A 14,913-nucleotide genomic window follows, 5' to 3' on the forward strand; every position below is an offset into this window, starting at 1 on the left:
TAGCTCCTTTCTATTTTGCATATACAACCAACACATAACATATTGCTCCAAGGCTAATAAAAGGACCAAATGGAATTGGGGTTCTTACTTTTATGCGCTTTAATGCTATACCAATTCCAAAAATACAAAGACTAAAAAAAGATGCTAAAAATAAAGTCATAAAAATACCTTTCACTCCTATTATAAATCCGAGTAACGAAAGTAATTTCACATCACCTCCGCCAAGACCATCTGGATAAATCCTTTGCATGCAATATAATAAAATGAATATAGTTCCACTACCAGCTATACTATCTATCCAAGTAACTAATGGTACAAAAATACATTCTAAAATAAGCAAAAATGCAAACCAAATTAAAATACGATTAGGTATTAACATATACACAAAATCTGTAACTGAAATAATAAGTAGTAAAGAAAGAAGCGATAAAATGATGATGAGCTCTCGTTCAATCCCAATTACATATACAGTAAGAAAAAATAAACTCCCTGTAACAAGTTCAAATGTTATGTACAAACTTGGGATTTTTCTTTTACAATTCGTACAACGCCCTTTCTGCATACAAAATGAAATGATTGGAATAAGTTCTTTTGGCTTTAACGTATATTTGCAGTAATGACAATATGAACGCGGTGTAATAATAGATTCACCTACTGGAACTCTCATCGCAATCACCATAAAGAAAGAACCAAACACCATCCCTGCTAACAATGCATATAAATAAGTGAACATCCCTTCCTCTCCTTTCCAAAAGAACATAGCAAAAAAAGGAGAGAACTTCTACTTCATATTATCTTTATTCTATTAAAAAAGCAGGCCGTTTTCCGGCCTGCTTTCCCCTATTTTATACGATGAAATATACTGCTTTTAATGGTCCGTGTACCCCGACAACAAGATTCATTTCAATATCTGCAGAGTTACTTGGTCCTGTTATAAAGTTGATACAAGATGCCACTGCTTCACCTTTTTCCACACGAGAGTTCATATGTTGAACTGCTTGCGTAATACGAGGTACAAGTGTTTCACGTGGAATAATAGCAAAGTATACAGTTGGTAAAAAATGCAAAGAACGCCCTTGTCCTTTATGACTTTGTACAACAATCGTACCAGATTCAGCTAAAGTATAATCACTAAATGCGATACCGATATTCGCTTTTTCCGCTAAACGCATATTCTCTTCTTTTTTCTCAGGATCCCATACATTTACTTCAACATTTTGTTTCGGAAGCTCTTCTTTAAATAAAGAAGTCAATCCATATGAATCAAAACGTTCGTCTGCTGATAATATAATAGGTCCCCCGCCGTTTTCAACGATTACTTTTTGAATATCTTCACGTAAACGGTCGTTTGTCGTTTCCACAACAGTTGTATGAATGTTTGTACATTGATTTTTAAATACTTCTAACAATTCTTCTTGTGAATAATCTTTTAACGTTTCTTCATTCACATTATTTTTCCATACTGGACGTTCTACACCTTCTGTCTTCCGCCCACGTCCGAGTTCTTTTGCGATATTATCTAGAAAGGACTCACGGTTTTGAATTAATCCTGTCATTATTTATCCCCGCCTTTCTTATGATCTTTATACCAATCACGGAATCGTTCTTTACTTGGCGCCGGGAATTCACGAATATCTGTCCAGTTTTTAAGTGGTCCAACACCTTTTGATACGCGGTTACCAGATGTAAATGGACTCATTGCTGCCGGTGCCATTTTCGATCCCATTTTATATAAAGCTGCTGAAGAAGCACCCATGCTAAACATTTTCATTGCTAATTTTTCTGCAAGTGGGGCACGGCCTTCTTGTTCAACGATAACTTGACGATGTTTTAACAATAAATCATGCAATGGAATTTTTACTGGACAAGCTTCTGTACATGCTCCGCATAAACTAGATGCATATGGAAGTTCTTTGTAATCATCATATCCACCTAGAAGTGGTGTTAATACTGCACCAATTGGTCCTGAATAAATAGATCCGTATGAATGTCCACCAACGTGACGATATACAGGACATACATTAACACAAGCAGCACAACGAATACATTGCAGCACTTGACGGAATTCAGATCCAAGAATTTGAGATCGGCCATTATCAACAACGACTAAATGAAACTCTTCTGGCCCATCTACCTCTTCCTCTTGAATTGGTCCTGCTACCGTTACATAACTTGTTAACTTTTGACCTACTGCACTACGACATAGTAAACCAACTAAAACATCTAATTCTTCCATTGTCGGAACCATACGTTCCATACCCATTACTGCAATTTGTGTTTTCGGAATCGACATAACAAGATCGGCATTACCTTCATTTGTTACTAAACAAAGAGAGCCAGTATTTGCAACAGCGAAGTTACAACCTGTCACTCCAATTTCTGCATCCATAAATTTCTCACGAAGTTGTTTACGAACAAACTTTGTCATTTCGTATGGATCATCAGAATTTTCATATCCAAGTTTTTCTTTAAACACATCACGAATTTGCGTTCTGTTTTTATGGAGTGCAGGCGCAATAATATGTGAAGGCGGATCGTTATCTACTTGCAAGATATACTCTCCTAAGTCACTCTCTAACACTTCACAACCGATTTCTTCAAGCGCATGATTCATACTAATTTCTTCAGTTACCATTGATTTTGATTTTACAACTTTCTTCGCTTGTTTCTTTTTCGCAACGTCTTGAATATACTTTGCTGCTTCCTCTTTCGTTTTCGCAAAGTAAACATGACCGCCTCTTTTCGAAACATTTTCACTTAACTGCATTAAGTAATAATCAAGATTTTCTAGCGTATGCTGGCGAATTTGTTCACCAAGTTCACGCCACTCTTCCCAGTTTCCTAATTCTTCCGCTGCTTTTAATCGATTTGTATATAAACGCGTTTGTGCAGATGATACAGCCCCGCGCATAAACGAATCTTGAATTCCATCGCCTACGCGATCATTAAATTTTTTCTCACTGATTTTCATAGACATAGCTTATGTTCCCCCTTCATGAGCGGCTATTCAATACCTCAGCAATATGCATTACTTTTACTTCTTTACCTAAACGCTCAATACGTCCGCCAATGTTTAACAAACACCCACAATCTGCACCGATTAAATAATCAGCACCTGTTTCCATAACACTATCAACTTTCTCATCTACCATTTGCTCAGAAATAGGTGTCATCTTAACTGAAAACGTTCCCCCAAAACCACAACAATTTTGTACGTTTGGTAGTTCTCTTACAGTTAATCCTTTTACATTTGATAATAAAATTCCTGGAGCCTCTTTTACTCCAAGCAGACGTGTCATATGACAAGATTTATGAACAGTTGCTATCCCAGGTAAACTTGCGCCAACATCTGTAACTTTTAAAACATCTACAATAAATTGTGTAAATTCATATGTTTTATCAGCTATCTTTTGTGCACGTTTTGCCCATTTCGGATCATCTTTAAAAACATGTGGATACTCGTGAAACATTGTCGCACAAGAACCGGATGGCGTAACGATATATTCTGCATCTTCGAAAGTTTCAATCATATGTTTCATCGCTTCTTTTGCTGCTTCTACATGGCCGCTATTATAAGCAGGCTGACCACAACAAACTTGTGCTTCTGGAAATTCAATTTCACAACCTAAACGCTCCAATACTTCTACTGTTGCCTTACCGACATTTGTTTCAAACATATCGACTAGACAAGTAACAAATAAAGTAACTTTCATAATTATTATTCCCCCTCATTACAACTTCGCCAACAATCATATGGTCATCAGATGACTTACAAAGAAGAAATAGGCTCAACCATAGCCTAACTCTCCCTCTTCTAAAGAAAACGCTTACTCAATCTTTCTCTATTTTATCAGAAAAATGGAATTTTAAAAGATTAAATTACGAATTTATATCGCTTTTACCTATGACAATATGTTCTACATTTGTTAAATGATCTAGCATTGCTTGCTGTGCTAATTCCACATCTTGCTTTAACACCGCATCATATATAACTTGATGCTCTTCTAAAAGTCGTTCTGCTGTTGTTTGTTCACCATATAAAATAATGCGTCTTGATTCACCAATCGTTTCAGCAATCATTTCTGAAACATGATTCATGAGTTCAAGTAGGATGTTATTATGTGAAGATTGTGCAATTCCCATGTGGAACTGAAAGTCTGCTTTTTCACCAGCTTTCTCATCTCCAACGCTCTTTGCCATTTCATCTAACCAATGCTTCATATTTTGTAAATTATCTTCTGTACGTTTTGCCGCAGCTGCTCGAACTGCCCCCACTTCAAGCACCTTTCGTACTTCTAATAAGTTCAAAATATCCTCTTTCTTCATTAACAACCTATTATTTAATGATTTCGTTAATGAAGAAGAATCGAAATTCTTCACATATGTACCTTCTCCTTGCTTCATTTCAATTAAGCCCATTGCCCTTAGCGCACTTAGCGCTTCACGAACAGCAGATCTACCAACTTGAAACTGCTCGGCTAATTGATGAACAGGAAGTAGTTTGTCACCAGGTTTTAGTGTGCCATTTTTAATCATTGTTAAAATAGCTTCAGATACTTCTTCGTAAATTTTTTTCGGTTTAATAGATTTGTACTCCAGTTAAATCACCTCAGTATCTTCCAAACAACAATTGAAACGATTTATAAGAATTTAGCATCCATAACTATTTTAGAACGAATTAATAAGAAGTACAAATGTTTTGTTCATAAAATAGTCAAATTCTTAATATTTATTGGATATTAATTAATATCTTTCCGTGCAATTATTAACTCTCAATATAGAGAGCATGTCCCCAAAGTTAGAACATGCTCTCCTCATCTTGTACTTTTAGTTTAATAATAACTGTCGTTCCCTTACCTTTTTCACTTTCTATTCTCCACTGTCCATCATGTATATGAACAATTTGCCTTACAATAGCAAGACCTAAACCTGTTCCACCATGCTGACGACTTCTAGCTTTATCTACTCGGTAAAAACGCTCACCAAGATTTTCTAAATGCTCTATATCAATACCTATTCCCGTATCTTTTATTTTCAGCTCACAATAATCATCTTTCTTATCTAAGCTTATTATGATATCCCCGTTTTGATTTGTGTACCGTATCGCATTGTCTAACACGTTGTGAAGTACTTGTTGCATACGATCCTCATCAATCATTACGATAATTTCAGGATTTAAATCCGTTGAAATACGAATCTTTTTTTCTATAAATTGTAACTCATAAGTATCTAGTACATCTTCAATAAGCTGTGAAAAAACGATAGGTTGCTTCTTTAGAGGAAAATGTTCACCTTCTAATTGTGCTAAATCTAATAAATCATGAACGAGTCGCTGCATGCGATCTGCTTCTTTATGGATGAGCTGCGTTACTTTTTCCTGCTGCGGCCCTTTTGCTACACCGTCTAAAATGGCTTCACTATATCCTTTAATATAACTAAGTGGTGTTCTAAGTTCATGCGAAACATTAGCTAAAAACTCCTTACGCTTTACGTCTTCTGCCTCTAAAGAATTTGCCATTTTATTAAATGCTTTTCCCAATCGTCCAATCTCATCTTCTGAAGAAATCGTAATCCGCTCTGAGAAATCTCCGGTAGCAAGATGATTCGCGACCCGTTCCATTTGTGAGAGCGGCTTCGTAATCGCAATAATAATTTTTCTACCAACCCATATCGTAATTAAAATCATTGTAATTGCTAACGGCGCTAAAATAAGACCCATATCAAATATCAAGTCTTTTATACTTTTTAAAGGAATATAAGAGTATACAATTCCAACTAATTTTTTATTATCTAAAACAGGGATGACAACACCCATAATATTACGATCAAAATGCTCTTCATATCCTATCTTTGTCACAGTTTTCCCATCTAGTAGCGCTTGTCTATCTCCTTCACTTATAAGAGAATGATGGTGCACATCAAAAGGCAAACAAGCACTTAAATCACGTGGATTATACACAAAAAGGACGTCTGAACTAGATATTTGATCATATGCCCTTACTTTCTCTTCAAAAGTGGATATTCCTTCACGTTTATCATATTGCGTGGCGAGACGCTTTCCTTCCATTACTAATGAATCTTTTAAATTATCGACGTATAACTTTTCATACGAGTATAAAGATACAAAATAAAGAAAGGAGACTGTTACACATACTGCACATACTACTGTAAGCCAAAGCTTTTGTACCATCGTAAACATACGTTACACCTCAAATTTATAGCCTACACCCCAAACTGTTTGAATGTAGTTTCCACTTTCTCCGAGCTTCAAACGCATCGTTTTCACATGCGTATCTACTGTTCTTGTACTTCCTGCATAATCATATCCCCACACCTTTTCAAGTAATTGCTCACGACTAAATACTTGTCCATTATGTTGGCAAAGAAAATATAGTAAATCAAACTCTTTTACCGTAAGAGAAATCGACTCTCCATTCGTCTCGATTCTCCTACTTTTTTCATTTATAAGAATCGGTCCAAATTGAACCTCTTCTTGCTGCTCTTGCTTTGTATACCTTCTTAAAACAGCTTCCATACGAGCAATTAGTTCACCGGGACTAAATGGCTTTACAATATAATCATCTGCCCCCATCCGTAAGCCGTTCACCCTATTCCACTCTTCACCTTTTGCAGTTAAAAATATAATAGGTACATCTGACGTTTTTCGAATCTCTTTACAAACTGAAAGCCCATCCATCTCTGGCATCATAATATCCAATACAACGAAATCATAATGATCCGTCTCTAAATTTTGGAGAGCCTCTTTCCCATTTTCAGCTTCTCCCCACTCGTATCCGAAGTTATCTAAGTACATACCGACAAGTTGCCTCATATCACTTTCGTCATCTACAACTAGCACTCTATATTTACTCATTGTCCTTTCCTTTCCCTTCTCTCTCTATGAGCTGAAACGGCCCTTTTCCGACTTTAATTGTTTGTTTTATTTTCATATTCTTTATATCCATTACGCATACTTCATCGCTATCATAACTAGCTACATATCCTTCTGCACCGCTTTTCAAAAATGCAAATGGATTAGATCCTACTTCTGTAGATCCTACCTCTTGATACGTACTTGCATCAAACTTTCTAAGCGTATTAGAACCATGACTTAATGCATATACGTACTTATCATCCCTCGTTATATTCACAGGCATAAACGGAGCGTGTAAAGATCGTACCATCTCTCCACTCTGCAAAGAATACACTAATACTTTCTCATTCACTTGATTTCCATCACCATGTCCGCCAATCCATATTTCTTTCCCATTAGCACTAACCGTTGCTCCTGTTGATGCCGGCGGAATCATAAAGGATTGTATAACTTCTTTTTTCTTCGTATCAATTGTCGTTAGTTTCGTATCATAAAAGTTTAATACAGATAACTGCTTATTATGCTCTACCATCGTTAACGGTCCTTTTCCTGTTGAAACACTATCCATCTCTTTCCCTTTTGCCGTAAAGAACCTTACCTTTTGTTCATTTTGATCGGCAGCAAATAATTGTTTTCCATCTTCTGATGCGATAACATTAGCAATTCCTTTTCCCGTCTTGTATTTGTCTACTTGTCTTCCTTCTGCCAGTGAGTATACATACATATATTCTAACTGCTTGCCATAAACAAGTATGTCCTCACCATCTCGAAGTAGTGTAACCCCCGTAATCGGTTCATTCAATTCCCATGTTGTTATTAGCTTCTTTGTTTTTTTATTAATAAAACTAATACTACCTTCTTTTATATTAGTTGTTATAATAACACTTTTATCTTTAGCAATTGGTGTATACGAACTTCCTTGGCACCCTACTAATAGAAATAAAAAACAGAGAAGAAAAAAATACTTTCTCAAAAGATTCCCTCCATCTTCGGATGATTTCGTTATAATTGTAAAATAACAAATAAATGTGTGGAAAATGTGAAATCTTCCATTATTAATAAACTTACATATATAATGTACAACAAATAGAATTTGAGGTGTGCAAATTATGCTTTTTCCTGATTTAGCAAATAAAATTGTACGTGAAGTACGCAGACTAATTACTGAAAACATTATTATCATTAATATACAAGGATTTATTATCGCAAGTACAGATGCGGAAAGAATCGGTCAATTTCACGAAGGGGCGCTCCGCTGTGCGAAACAAAAGAAAACTGTCATTATTACAAAAGATGATGAACGACGTTTGCAAGGCGTGAAGGCTGGGATGAATCTCCCGTTACTATTCCATGACGAAGTAATCGGTGTCATTGGAATTACAGGGGAACCTGAAAATATTTCCCAATACGGAGAAATATTGCGCAAAATGACCGAATTGTTAATTCACGAAAATTATTTCTTAGAGCAACTAGAACTTGAGCAACGTTCTTATGAAGCATTTGTTTTTGATTGGCTTCAAAGCACAGACTGGTCTCCAAGTTTTCTTGATCGTGCAAAAACGCTTGGCATTGATTTATATAAAAAGAAACAACTTATTTTATTATCAATCGCCCAAGATAATACGATGCTCCAGCGTAAAATTTGGCAACATATGCGCAACATTTTAGCAAAAGAAGATTTATTTGTTCGCTGGGGAAATGATCGGTTTATTTTATTTACAACAATGCAATCCAAAGAGCAAACCTTGCAATTTTTAAAACGGTTAAAACAAGACTGTGAAACTTTATTTTCTATCACACTATATATCGGAATTGGACAAACAGTTATCCCGAGCGATATGAATGTATCATATGAACAAGCATTACGCGCTCTTTCTGTTTCCCTTGAAACAAAAGGAATTGTATTTAATGAAGATTTACGTTTAGAGATGTGCTTACAAGATATTTCTACTGGAACTCGGAAAGAATTTCTCCAGCGTACAATTGAAAACTTATTATCATCTAATGAGCTTATGCACACTTTGCACTTATTTATTGATTACAACCAATCTTATAAACAAACAGCAGAAAAATTACATATACATATTAATACGCTGCATTATAGATTAAAAAAAATCGAGGAACATACAGGACTTGACCCTAAACAATTTAAAGATTTAAACGTTTTGTACTTTGCACTTCTATTATTAGATAATCATACAAAAAAGAATGAGAAAACAGACTAATCTTTAGATAATTAACCATAGAAAGAATCCCCCTACTTTTTTATCATTATAATGAAAGCACTGTTACAACGTTTTTTATTATTACTAAATACGTTAACAGTTTGAGGGGGATTTCTAATGTTAGAACAGCAAATTATTGATTCATTCGTATCCATTGTTGGCAAAAATAATGTAGATACATCCAATATGGGGCGTTTAACTTATAGTTATGATGCCACTCCAAACTTCCAAGCGATGCCTGATGCAGTCATTGCTCCTCGCAATACAAATGAAATAGCCGAAGTGTTAAAAGTGTGTAACACTCATAAGATCCCTGTATATATTCGTGGCTCTGGAACCAACCTTTGTGCAGGAACGTGTCCATTAGAAGGCGGTATCGTCCTTATTTTCCGCCATATGAACAAAATTTTGGAAATTGACGAAGAGAATTTAACAATTACTGTACAAGCTGGTGTTATTACACTTGATATTATTAAAGCAGTAGAAGAAAAAGGATTATTTTACCCACCAGATCCAAGCTCTATGAAAATTTCTACAATTGGCGGTAATATTAATGAAAACTCGGGCGGATTGCGTGGTTTAAAATATGGCGTAACACGTGATTATGTAATGGGGCTTGAAATTGTCTTACCGAATGGCGACATCATTCGCACTGGTGGTAAATTAGCAAAAGATGTAGCTGGTTATGATTTAACTCGTTTATTTATTGGTTCTGAAGGTACACTTGGTGTTGTAACAGAAGCGATATTAAAACTTGTTCCTATGCCTGAAACGAAGAAAACTATGCTCGCACTATATGAGGATATTAACGAAGCTGCACGTGCTGTCTCTTCCATTATTGCAAATAAAATCATTCCAGCGACACTTGAGTTTTTAGATCAACCGACAATTGAAGTTGTAGAAGAGTTTGCACAAATCGGTTTACCAACTGACGTAAAAGCAATTTTATTAATTGAACAAGACGGTCCACCTGAAGTCGTCAATCGTGATATTGAAAAAATGGCTAACGTTTGCCGCACCATGAATGCGGTTGATGTTCGCGTTGCAAAAGATGAAGCAGAAGCAGATGCGCTTCGTACAGCACGCCGTAGTGCATTGTCTGCACTTGCAAGACTAAAACCTACAACAATATTAGAAGATGCAACTGTACCACGTTCACAAATCGCTCCAATGGTTGAAGCAATTAATACGATTGCAAAAAAATATAATATTCCTATTTGTACTTTTGGGCATGCTGGTGATGGCAACCTACATCCAACTTGTATGACAGATGCCCGTAACGAAGAAGAAATGCACCGAGCTGAGCAAGCTTTCGCTGAAATATTTGCGAAAGCGATTGAGCTTGGTGGCACGATTACTGGTGAACATGGTGTTGGTGCGATGAAAGCTCCATATTTAGAAATGAAATTAGGTAAAGAAGGTATTGCTGCAATGCAAGGTATTAAACAAGCCTTTGATCCAAATAACATTATGAATCCTGGAAAAATGTTCGCGAAAGACTCTCGTAAAAGAGTGGTGGTTGAGCGATGACAACATTAAATAAGGAGAAAATTCAAAAGGAATTTAAAGAACGATTAAATGAAGATGAACTATTAAATTGTATGCGATGCGGTTTTTGTTTACCTACTTGTCCTACTTACATTCAATCTGGATATAAAGAATCACACTCACCACGCGGACGTATCGCCTTAATGAAAGCAGTCGTTGATGGCTTAATTGAACCAGACGAAGATGTTGAAAATACATTAAACGTCTGCCTTGGTTGCCGCGCTTGCGAACCTGTTTGTCCATCTGGTGTGAATTACGGACATTTATTAGAAGAAGCTCGCGACATTATTAATCAAAATAAAAAATTCTCAATGCCAGTGAAAGCCGTTCGTAAAGTAGTATTTGAAGGGTTATTCCCTCATCAAAACCGTATGAGAACATTAACTGGGCTCATCGGATTTTATCAACGCTCTGGTTTGCAGACGCTCTCACATAAAACGGGGATTATGAAGCTATTCCCTGAAACACTGGCAACAATGGATCTTGTCTTACCGAAAGCTCCTAAAATGAAAGAAATGAAAAATCGTCCTGAATTTTTACATGCTGAAATTACAAAGAAAAAACAAGTTGCTTTCTTCACTGGTTGTTTAATGGATACGATGTTTTTAGAAACAAATAACGCAACGATGAAACTTCTTCAGCTTGCCGGTTGTGATGTCGTTATTCCGAAAACACAAAGTTGCTGCGGGGCATTACACGGGCATGCTGGTGAAAAAAGTGGTGCAAAAGAATTAGCAAAACGAAATATACAAGCATTCGAAGATTTACAAATCGATTATATCATTACGAATGCAGGTGGCTGCGGAGCTTATCTCGTAGATTATGATTATTTATTAAAAGATGATCCTAAATGGGCAGAGCGCGCAAAGCAGTTTGTTTCTAAAATTAAAGATATTACTGCTATACTAGTAGAACTAGATTTCCATAAGCGAACTGATTTACGACTTTCGCCGCAAATTATTACGTACCAAGACTCTTGTCATTTACGTAATGTTATGCGAACATCTTCTGAACCTCGTATGTTGCTTGAGGCCATCCAAGGTGCAACATATCGTGAAATGAAAGATGCGGACCGTTGCTGTGGTTCTGCTGGTATTTATAATATTGTTCATTCAGAGTTATCAATGGAATTTCTAGATTACAAAATGGACTGTGTGAATGAAACAGATGCAGCGACAATTGTTACTGCAAATCCTGGGTGTCTATTACAAATGAAACTAGGTATTGAACGTGAAAAACTCTCTCATAAAATGCGCGGCATTCATATTGTAGACTTATTATTAGAAGCAATTGAAACCAACTCGTAATAACTCGTAACATACGTAACAATAGGAAAACGGCTATCTCTTTCGTCTATGTAAAGAGATAGCCGCTTTTTTGTCCGCTACAAAATTAAGAATATGTTACTTTATAATAAAAAAGAACAACAAAAACATTACAGTTTTGTAAAAAACAATCCAGTATATTCCTCAAAAAAACACATGAACCGTTGATACAATAGGATTCTCATTCTTTCATATAGGAAACTTCATCCAAAAAATCTCCATTTTTAGCAAGGCTGAAAATGCGGAAAATTCCTTTTATACTCTAGCTTTCTCCTCTCTCCTCTTCTCTACCACTCTAGGATAAATTAGGTAAATTTTAAGTCTATGAATTTTTTTCCATCTTTTTTCTTGCAAATTATATGCTACGATAAATTTGTCAGTCGGACAGGCTGTCAAAAACAAATCGTGTGAAAACAATTTAAAACTTTACATAGGGGGACACACACATCATGAAAAAGCGTGTTTTATTATCTGTAGCTGCTGCAACAGCTCTTACTCTAGGAGTATCGTCTTTAGATGCACAAGCTGCAACAGTACAACCATCTAACATAAAGGTTCAAAATATTCAGCATTCTAGAGTTGTTATGAAGCAAATGAGCCAACAAGAATTACAAGCATTCTTACAATCTATGGGAATCGAATCTTTAGCACAATGGAATCAAGGACAGTTCCAACAAGGTTGCTTCATTCCTGGTCAACAGCCTACTGAAAATGTTGTTACTGAACAACCAACAGCTAAACCAGAAACTCAAAAACCTGTAGAACAAAAACCTGTAGAACAAAAGCCTGCTGAAGAAACAGCTAAACCAGAAGCTCAAAAACCTACTGAAAATAACGGTACACAAAACAATCAAAACGAAACACAAAAACCTGCTGAGCAAAAGCCTGCTGAAGAAGCAAAATCTTTAAGCGAATTCGAACAACGCGTTGTTGAATTAACAAACGCAGAGCGTACAAAACAAGGCTTACCAGCATTACAAATCGATACTGAATTAAGCAAAGTGGCACGTATTAAGTCTGAAGATATGCAAAAGAATAACTACTTTGATCATAACAGTCCTACATACGGGTCTCCGTTTGACATGATGAAGAAATTTGGTATTTCTTATAAATCTGCGGGCGAAAACATCGCCCAAGGTCAACGTACACCAGAAGAAGTTGTACAAGCTTGGATGAACAGTGCTGGACACCGTGCAAATATCTTAAATAGCGGCTTCACTCACATCGGTGTTGGCTATGTAGAAAGCGGAAACTACTGGACACAACAATTTATTACGAAGTAAATAGAAAAAAAGAGTCTTCTCCTAGAAGACTCTTTTCTATGTTTCATAGCTTTCTAATATGTATGCGTATAAAATGTAGAACATAAACAAAATAGACCCACAGCTTATTACACTAATTAACAGATAAAATCCCCACTTCAAGTTCAAAAATAACGACAACAATATGCTGCATGCCATCACTTGAAAGATTCGTCTACTAACTAAACGAATTTTTTGTAATTTAATCGGTTCTTTCTCAGTACCTTTCGCCTTTTTAAACTCTTTGCTAAGCATAAAAAGAAACATACTAATTCCAATTGTTAGTCCTGTTTGAAAGGATATAATACTTCCTAAATTAATCAAGAGAATGAGCATATGGATAAACAACATAAATAAAGTAATACTCTTTATAAATCCACTTATAATGAACTGCTCTCCTTTATTAAACTTATATATATTATGTGAAATAATATACACTAATCCATGTAAGAAAATAATAAGACAAGGAATAAATAATATAACAACTTGTTTACTCATAAACTCGTTTGGCACACCACTCTCGTTCCAATGTACTGCCATGCGACTTGATAAATATGGATAGAGGCATAGAGTAAATAAAAGACAAGCGAAAAATATTCCTAGTATATATTTATATTTGACCAAGTGATTCTCACCTCTCTTTTCTCTTTACGGCTTCGCCTCTTTTAGAGAAATCCCTGCAAAAATCTACCTTTCTCAATGTAAAACTTACATTTTACGCATTTGTTCTTTGAAATTCTTTCATTTTATTGTTTAAACTTGTAGGGAACGGTACTTCAACTTCGATCTCTTCTTTCGTAATTGGATGCAAAAAATTAATTTTCATCGCATGCAACGCTTGACGGGGCATATATTTTGTTTGTCCACCGTATAATACATCCCCAACTAATGGATTTCCATTATAGCTCATATGAACGCGGATTTGATGAGTTCTACCGGTTTCTAATTGTAACGTTACAAGGGTAGTATCTTGCTTCTTAAAATATTTCTCTACTTTATAATATGTTATAGCTTGGTCACCCTTTTCAGATACGCGGCGCCTTGTAGCGTGATGTCGATCTCTTCCGATGGCCACGTCAATTGTGCCCTGCCTTTTTTTTACTTTCCCTTCAACAAGTGCCGTATACGTTCTTTTAATCTTTCGTTCCATTAATAGACGATCCATAATCGCACCAGCTATTCTATGCTTCGCGAATACAACTCCGCCTGTCGTATCTTTATCTAGCCGATGAATATGACGAACCTTCGTCTCTAAACCTTGCATTTGAAAATGAAAAGCAACAAGATTTGCAAGTGTTCCCGTCCCATTTTTTTCAGAAGGATGCGTATCCATTTGCTCCGGCTTATTTACAATGATTACGTGATCATCTTCAAACACTACATCTAATTCACCGTATTCCGGCTCTACGCCGTACTCCTCCTCCATAAACATATGAACTTGCAACTTATCTCCTTCTTTTAAAAGTTCACTCCATCTCCTCTGTTCGCCGTTAATTGTAACGCCTTTTTCCATACGAAGCTGATGTAATAACTTTTTTGGTACTTCCCATTCTACTTTTAACAACGACTCAATGCTTATACCATTCCATATCGCTGGAACCGTAATTTCGCACCATTCGCCCTTTTTCTTCGTTTCCATA

At 36.0% G+C, this 14,913-nt stretch carries 14 protein-coding genes; 4 read left to right on the forward strand and 10 right to left on the reverse strand.

The features are described from left to right. Positions 1-10: 10 nt before the first annotated feature. The 8 genes from ACTFQM_RS08900 to ACTFQM_RS08935 form a co-directional block, all read right to left on the reverse strand. Positions 11-733: a prepilin peptidase gene (locus tag ACTFQM_RS08900; RefSeq protein WP_440034073.1), complete on the reverse strand. Its 723-nt coding sequence runs from the start codon at positions 731-733 to the stop codon at positions 11-13. A gap of 112 nt (positions 734-845) precedes the next feature. After that, on the reverse strand, positions 846-1,556 hold the full coding sequence (locus ACTFQM_RS08905; protein ID WP_025150999.1) for a LutC/YkgG family protein: 711 nt from the start codon (positions 1,554-1,556) through the stop codon (positions 846-848). After that, complete coding sequence (locus ACTFQM_RS08910; protein WP_002170953.1) at positions 1,556-2,977, reverse strand: LutB/LldF family L-lactate oxidation iron-sulfur protein; 1,422 nt, start codon at positions 2,975-2,977, stop codon at positions 1,556-1,558. The genes ACTFQM_RS08905 and ACTFQM_RS08910 overlap by 1 nt, the downstream gene beginning before the upstream one ends. 16 nt (positions 2,978-2,993) lie before the next feature. Beyond that, positions 2,994-3,713 carry a (Fe-S)-binding protein gene (locus tag ACTFQM_RS08915; RefSeq protein ID WP_002170952.1) on the reverse strand — a complete coding sequence of 240 codons (720 nt, stop codon included), beginning with the start codon at positions 3,711-3,713 and terminating at the stop codon, positions 2,994-2,996. A gap of 166 nt (positions 3,714-3,879) precedes the next feature. Beyond that, positions 3,880-4,569, reverse strand: coding sequence for a FadR/GntR family transcriptional regulator (locus ACTFQM_RS08920; RefSeq protein ID WP_255300125.1), 690 nt, complete (start codon positions 4,567-4,569; stop codon positions 3,880-3,882). Positions 4,570-4,798: 229 nt separating this feature from the next. Beyond that, positions 4,799-6,199, reverse strand: coding sequence for a sensor histidine kinase (locus ACTFQM_RS08925; RefSeq protein ID WP_440034074.1), 1,401 nt, complete (start codon positions 6,197-6,199; stop codon positions 4,799-4,801). A gap of 3 nt (positions 6,200-6,202) precedes the next feature. Continuing rightward, entirely contained in the window at positions 6,203-6,874 is a 672-nt protein-coding gene (locus ACTFQM_RS08930) for a response regulator transcription factor (protein WP_440034075.1), read from the reverse strand. Beyond that, a complete protein-coding gene (locus tag ACTFQM_RS08935) occupies positions 6,867-7,847 on the reverse strand; it encodes a YncE family protein (RefSeq protein WP_440034076.1) in 981 nt (326 codons plus the stop codon). Before ACTFQM_RS08935 ends, ACTFQM_RS08930 begins: the two co-directional genes overlap by 8 nt. A gap of 136 nt (positions 7,848-7,983) precedes the next feature. Between ACTFQM_RS08935 and ACTFQM_RS08940 the strand changes: the two genes are divergently transcribed. The 4 genes from ACTFQM_RS08940 (at position 7,984) to ACTFQM_RS08955 (ending at position 13,255) form a co-directional block, all read left to right on the forward strand. Continuing rightward, positions 7,984-9,099, forward strand: a complete 1,116-nt coding sequence (locus ACTFQM_RS08940) for a CdaR family transcriptional regulator (RefSeq protein WP_440034077.1) — start codon at positions 7,984-7,986, stop codon at positions 9,097-9,099. Between the two features lie 117 nt (positions 9,100-9,216). Continuing rightward, positions 9,217-10,629, forward strand: a complete 1,413-nt coding sequence (gene glcD, locus ACTFQM_RS08945) for a glycolate oxidase subunit GlcD (RefSeq protein WP_440034078.1) — start codon at positions 9,217-9,219, stop codon at positions 10,627-10,629. Next, positions 10,626-11,954: a (Fe-S)-binding protein gene (locus tag ACTFQM_RS08950; protein ID WP_440034079.1), complete on the forward strand. Its 1,329-nt coding sequence runs from the start codon at positions 10,626-10,628 to the stop codon at positions 11,952-11,954. The genes glcD and ACTFQM_RS08950 overlap by 4 nt, the downstream gene beginning before the upstream one ends. 467 nt (positions 11,955-12,421) lie before the next feature. Then, positions 12,422-13,255 (forward strand): CAP domain-containing protein, encoded by an 834-nt coding sequence (locus tag ACTFQM_RS08955; RefSeq protein WP_440034080.1) that lies wholly within the window; start codon positions 12,422-12,424, stop codon positions 13,253-13,255. 36 nt (positions 13,256-13,291) lie between these two features. Here ACTFQM_RS08955 and ACTFQM_RS08960 read toward each other — a convergent pair whose 3' ends face one another. Next, complete coding sequence (locus ACTFQM_RS08960) at positions 13,292-13,897, reverse strand: DUF1648 domain-containing protein (protein ID WP_440034081.1); 606 nt, start codon at positions 13,895-13,897, stop codon at positions 13,292-13,294. A 91-nt stretch (positions 13,898-13,988) separates the two neighbouring features. Beyond that, positions 13,989-14,912 carry an RluA family pseudouridine synthase gene (locus ACTFQM_RS08965; protein WP_440034082.1) on the reverse strand — a complete coding sequence of 308 codons (924 nt, stop codon included), beginning with the start codon at positions 14,910-14,912 and terminating at the stop codon, positions 13,989-13,991. Position 14,913: the final 1 nt, after the last annotated feature.

Source organism: Bacillus cereus group sp. MYBK30-2, assembly GCF_051915945.1.
In the GTDB taxonomy this organism is placed as follows: domain Bacteria; phylum Bacillota; class Bacilli; order Bacillales; family Bacillaceae_G; genus Bacillus_A; species Bacillus_A paramycoides.

Bases quoted from the DNA above. Each gene is read 5' to 3' on its own strand.
- ACTFQM_RS08940 (WP_440034077.1), top strand. From the start codon at position 7,984: ATGCTTTTTCCTGATTTAGCAAATAAAATTGTACGTGAAGTACGCAGA.
- ACTFQM_RS08955 (WP_440034080.1), top strand. From the start codon at position 12,422: ATGAAAAAGCGTGTTTTATTATCTGTAGCTGCTGCAACAGCTCTTACT.
- ACTFQM_RS08905 (WP_025150999.1), bottom strand. From the start codon at position 1,556: ATGACAGGATTAATTCAAAACCGTGAGTCCTTTCTAGATAATATCGCA.
- glcD (WP_440034078.1), top strand. From the start codon at position 9,217: ATGTTAGAACAGCAAATTATTGATTCATTCGTATCCATTGTTGGCAAA.
- ACTFQM_RS08925 (WP_440034074.1), bottom strand. From the start codon at position 6,199: ATGTTTACGATGGTACAAAAGCTTTGGCTTACAGTAGTATGTGCAGTA.
- ACTFQM_RS08950 (WP_440034079.1), top strand. From the start codon at position 10,626: ATGACAACATTAAATAAGGAGAAAATTCAAAAGGAATTTAAAGAACGA.
- ACTFQM_RS08930 (WP_440034075.1), bottom strand. From the start codon at position 6,874: ATGAGTAAATATAGAGTGCTAGTTGTAGATGACGAAAGTGATATGAGG.
- ACTFQM_RS08965 (WP_440034082.1), bottom strand. From the start codon at position 14,912: ATGGAAACGAAGAAAAAGGGCGAATGGTGCGAAATTACGGTTCCAGCG.
- ACTFQM_RS08900 (WP_440034073.1), bottom strand. From the start codon at position 733: ATGTTCACTTATTTATATGCATTGTTAGCAGGGATGGTGTTTGGTTCT.
- ACTFQM_RS08915 (WP_002170952.1), bottom strand. From the start codon at position 3,713: ATGAAAGTTACTTTATTTGTTACTTGTCTAGTCGATATGTTTGAAACA.
- ACTFQM_RS08910 (WP_002170953.1), bottom strand. From the start codon at position 2,977: ATGTCTATGAAAATCAGTGAGAAAAAATTTAATGATCGCGTAGGCGAT.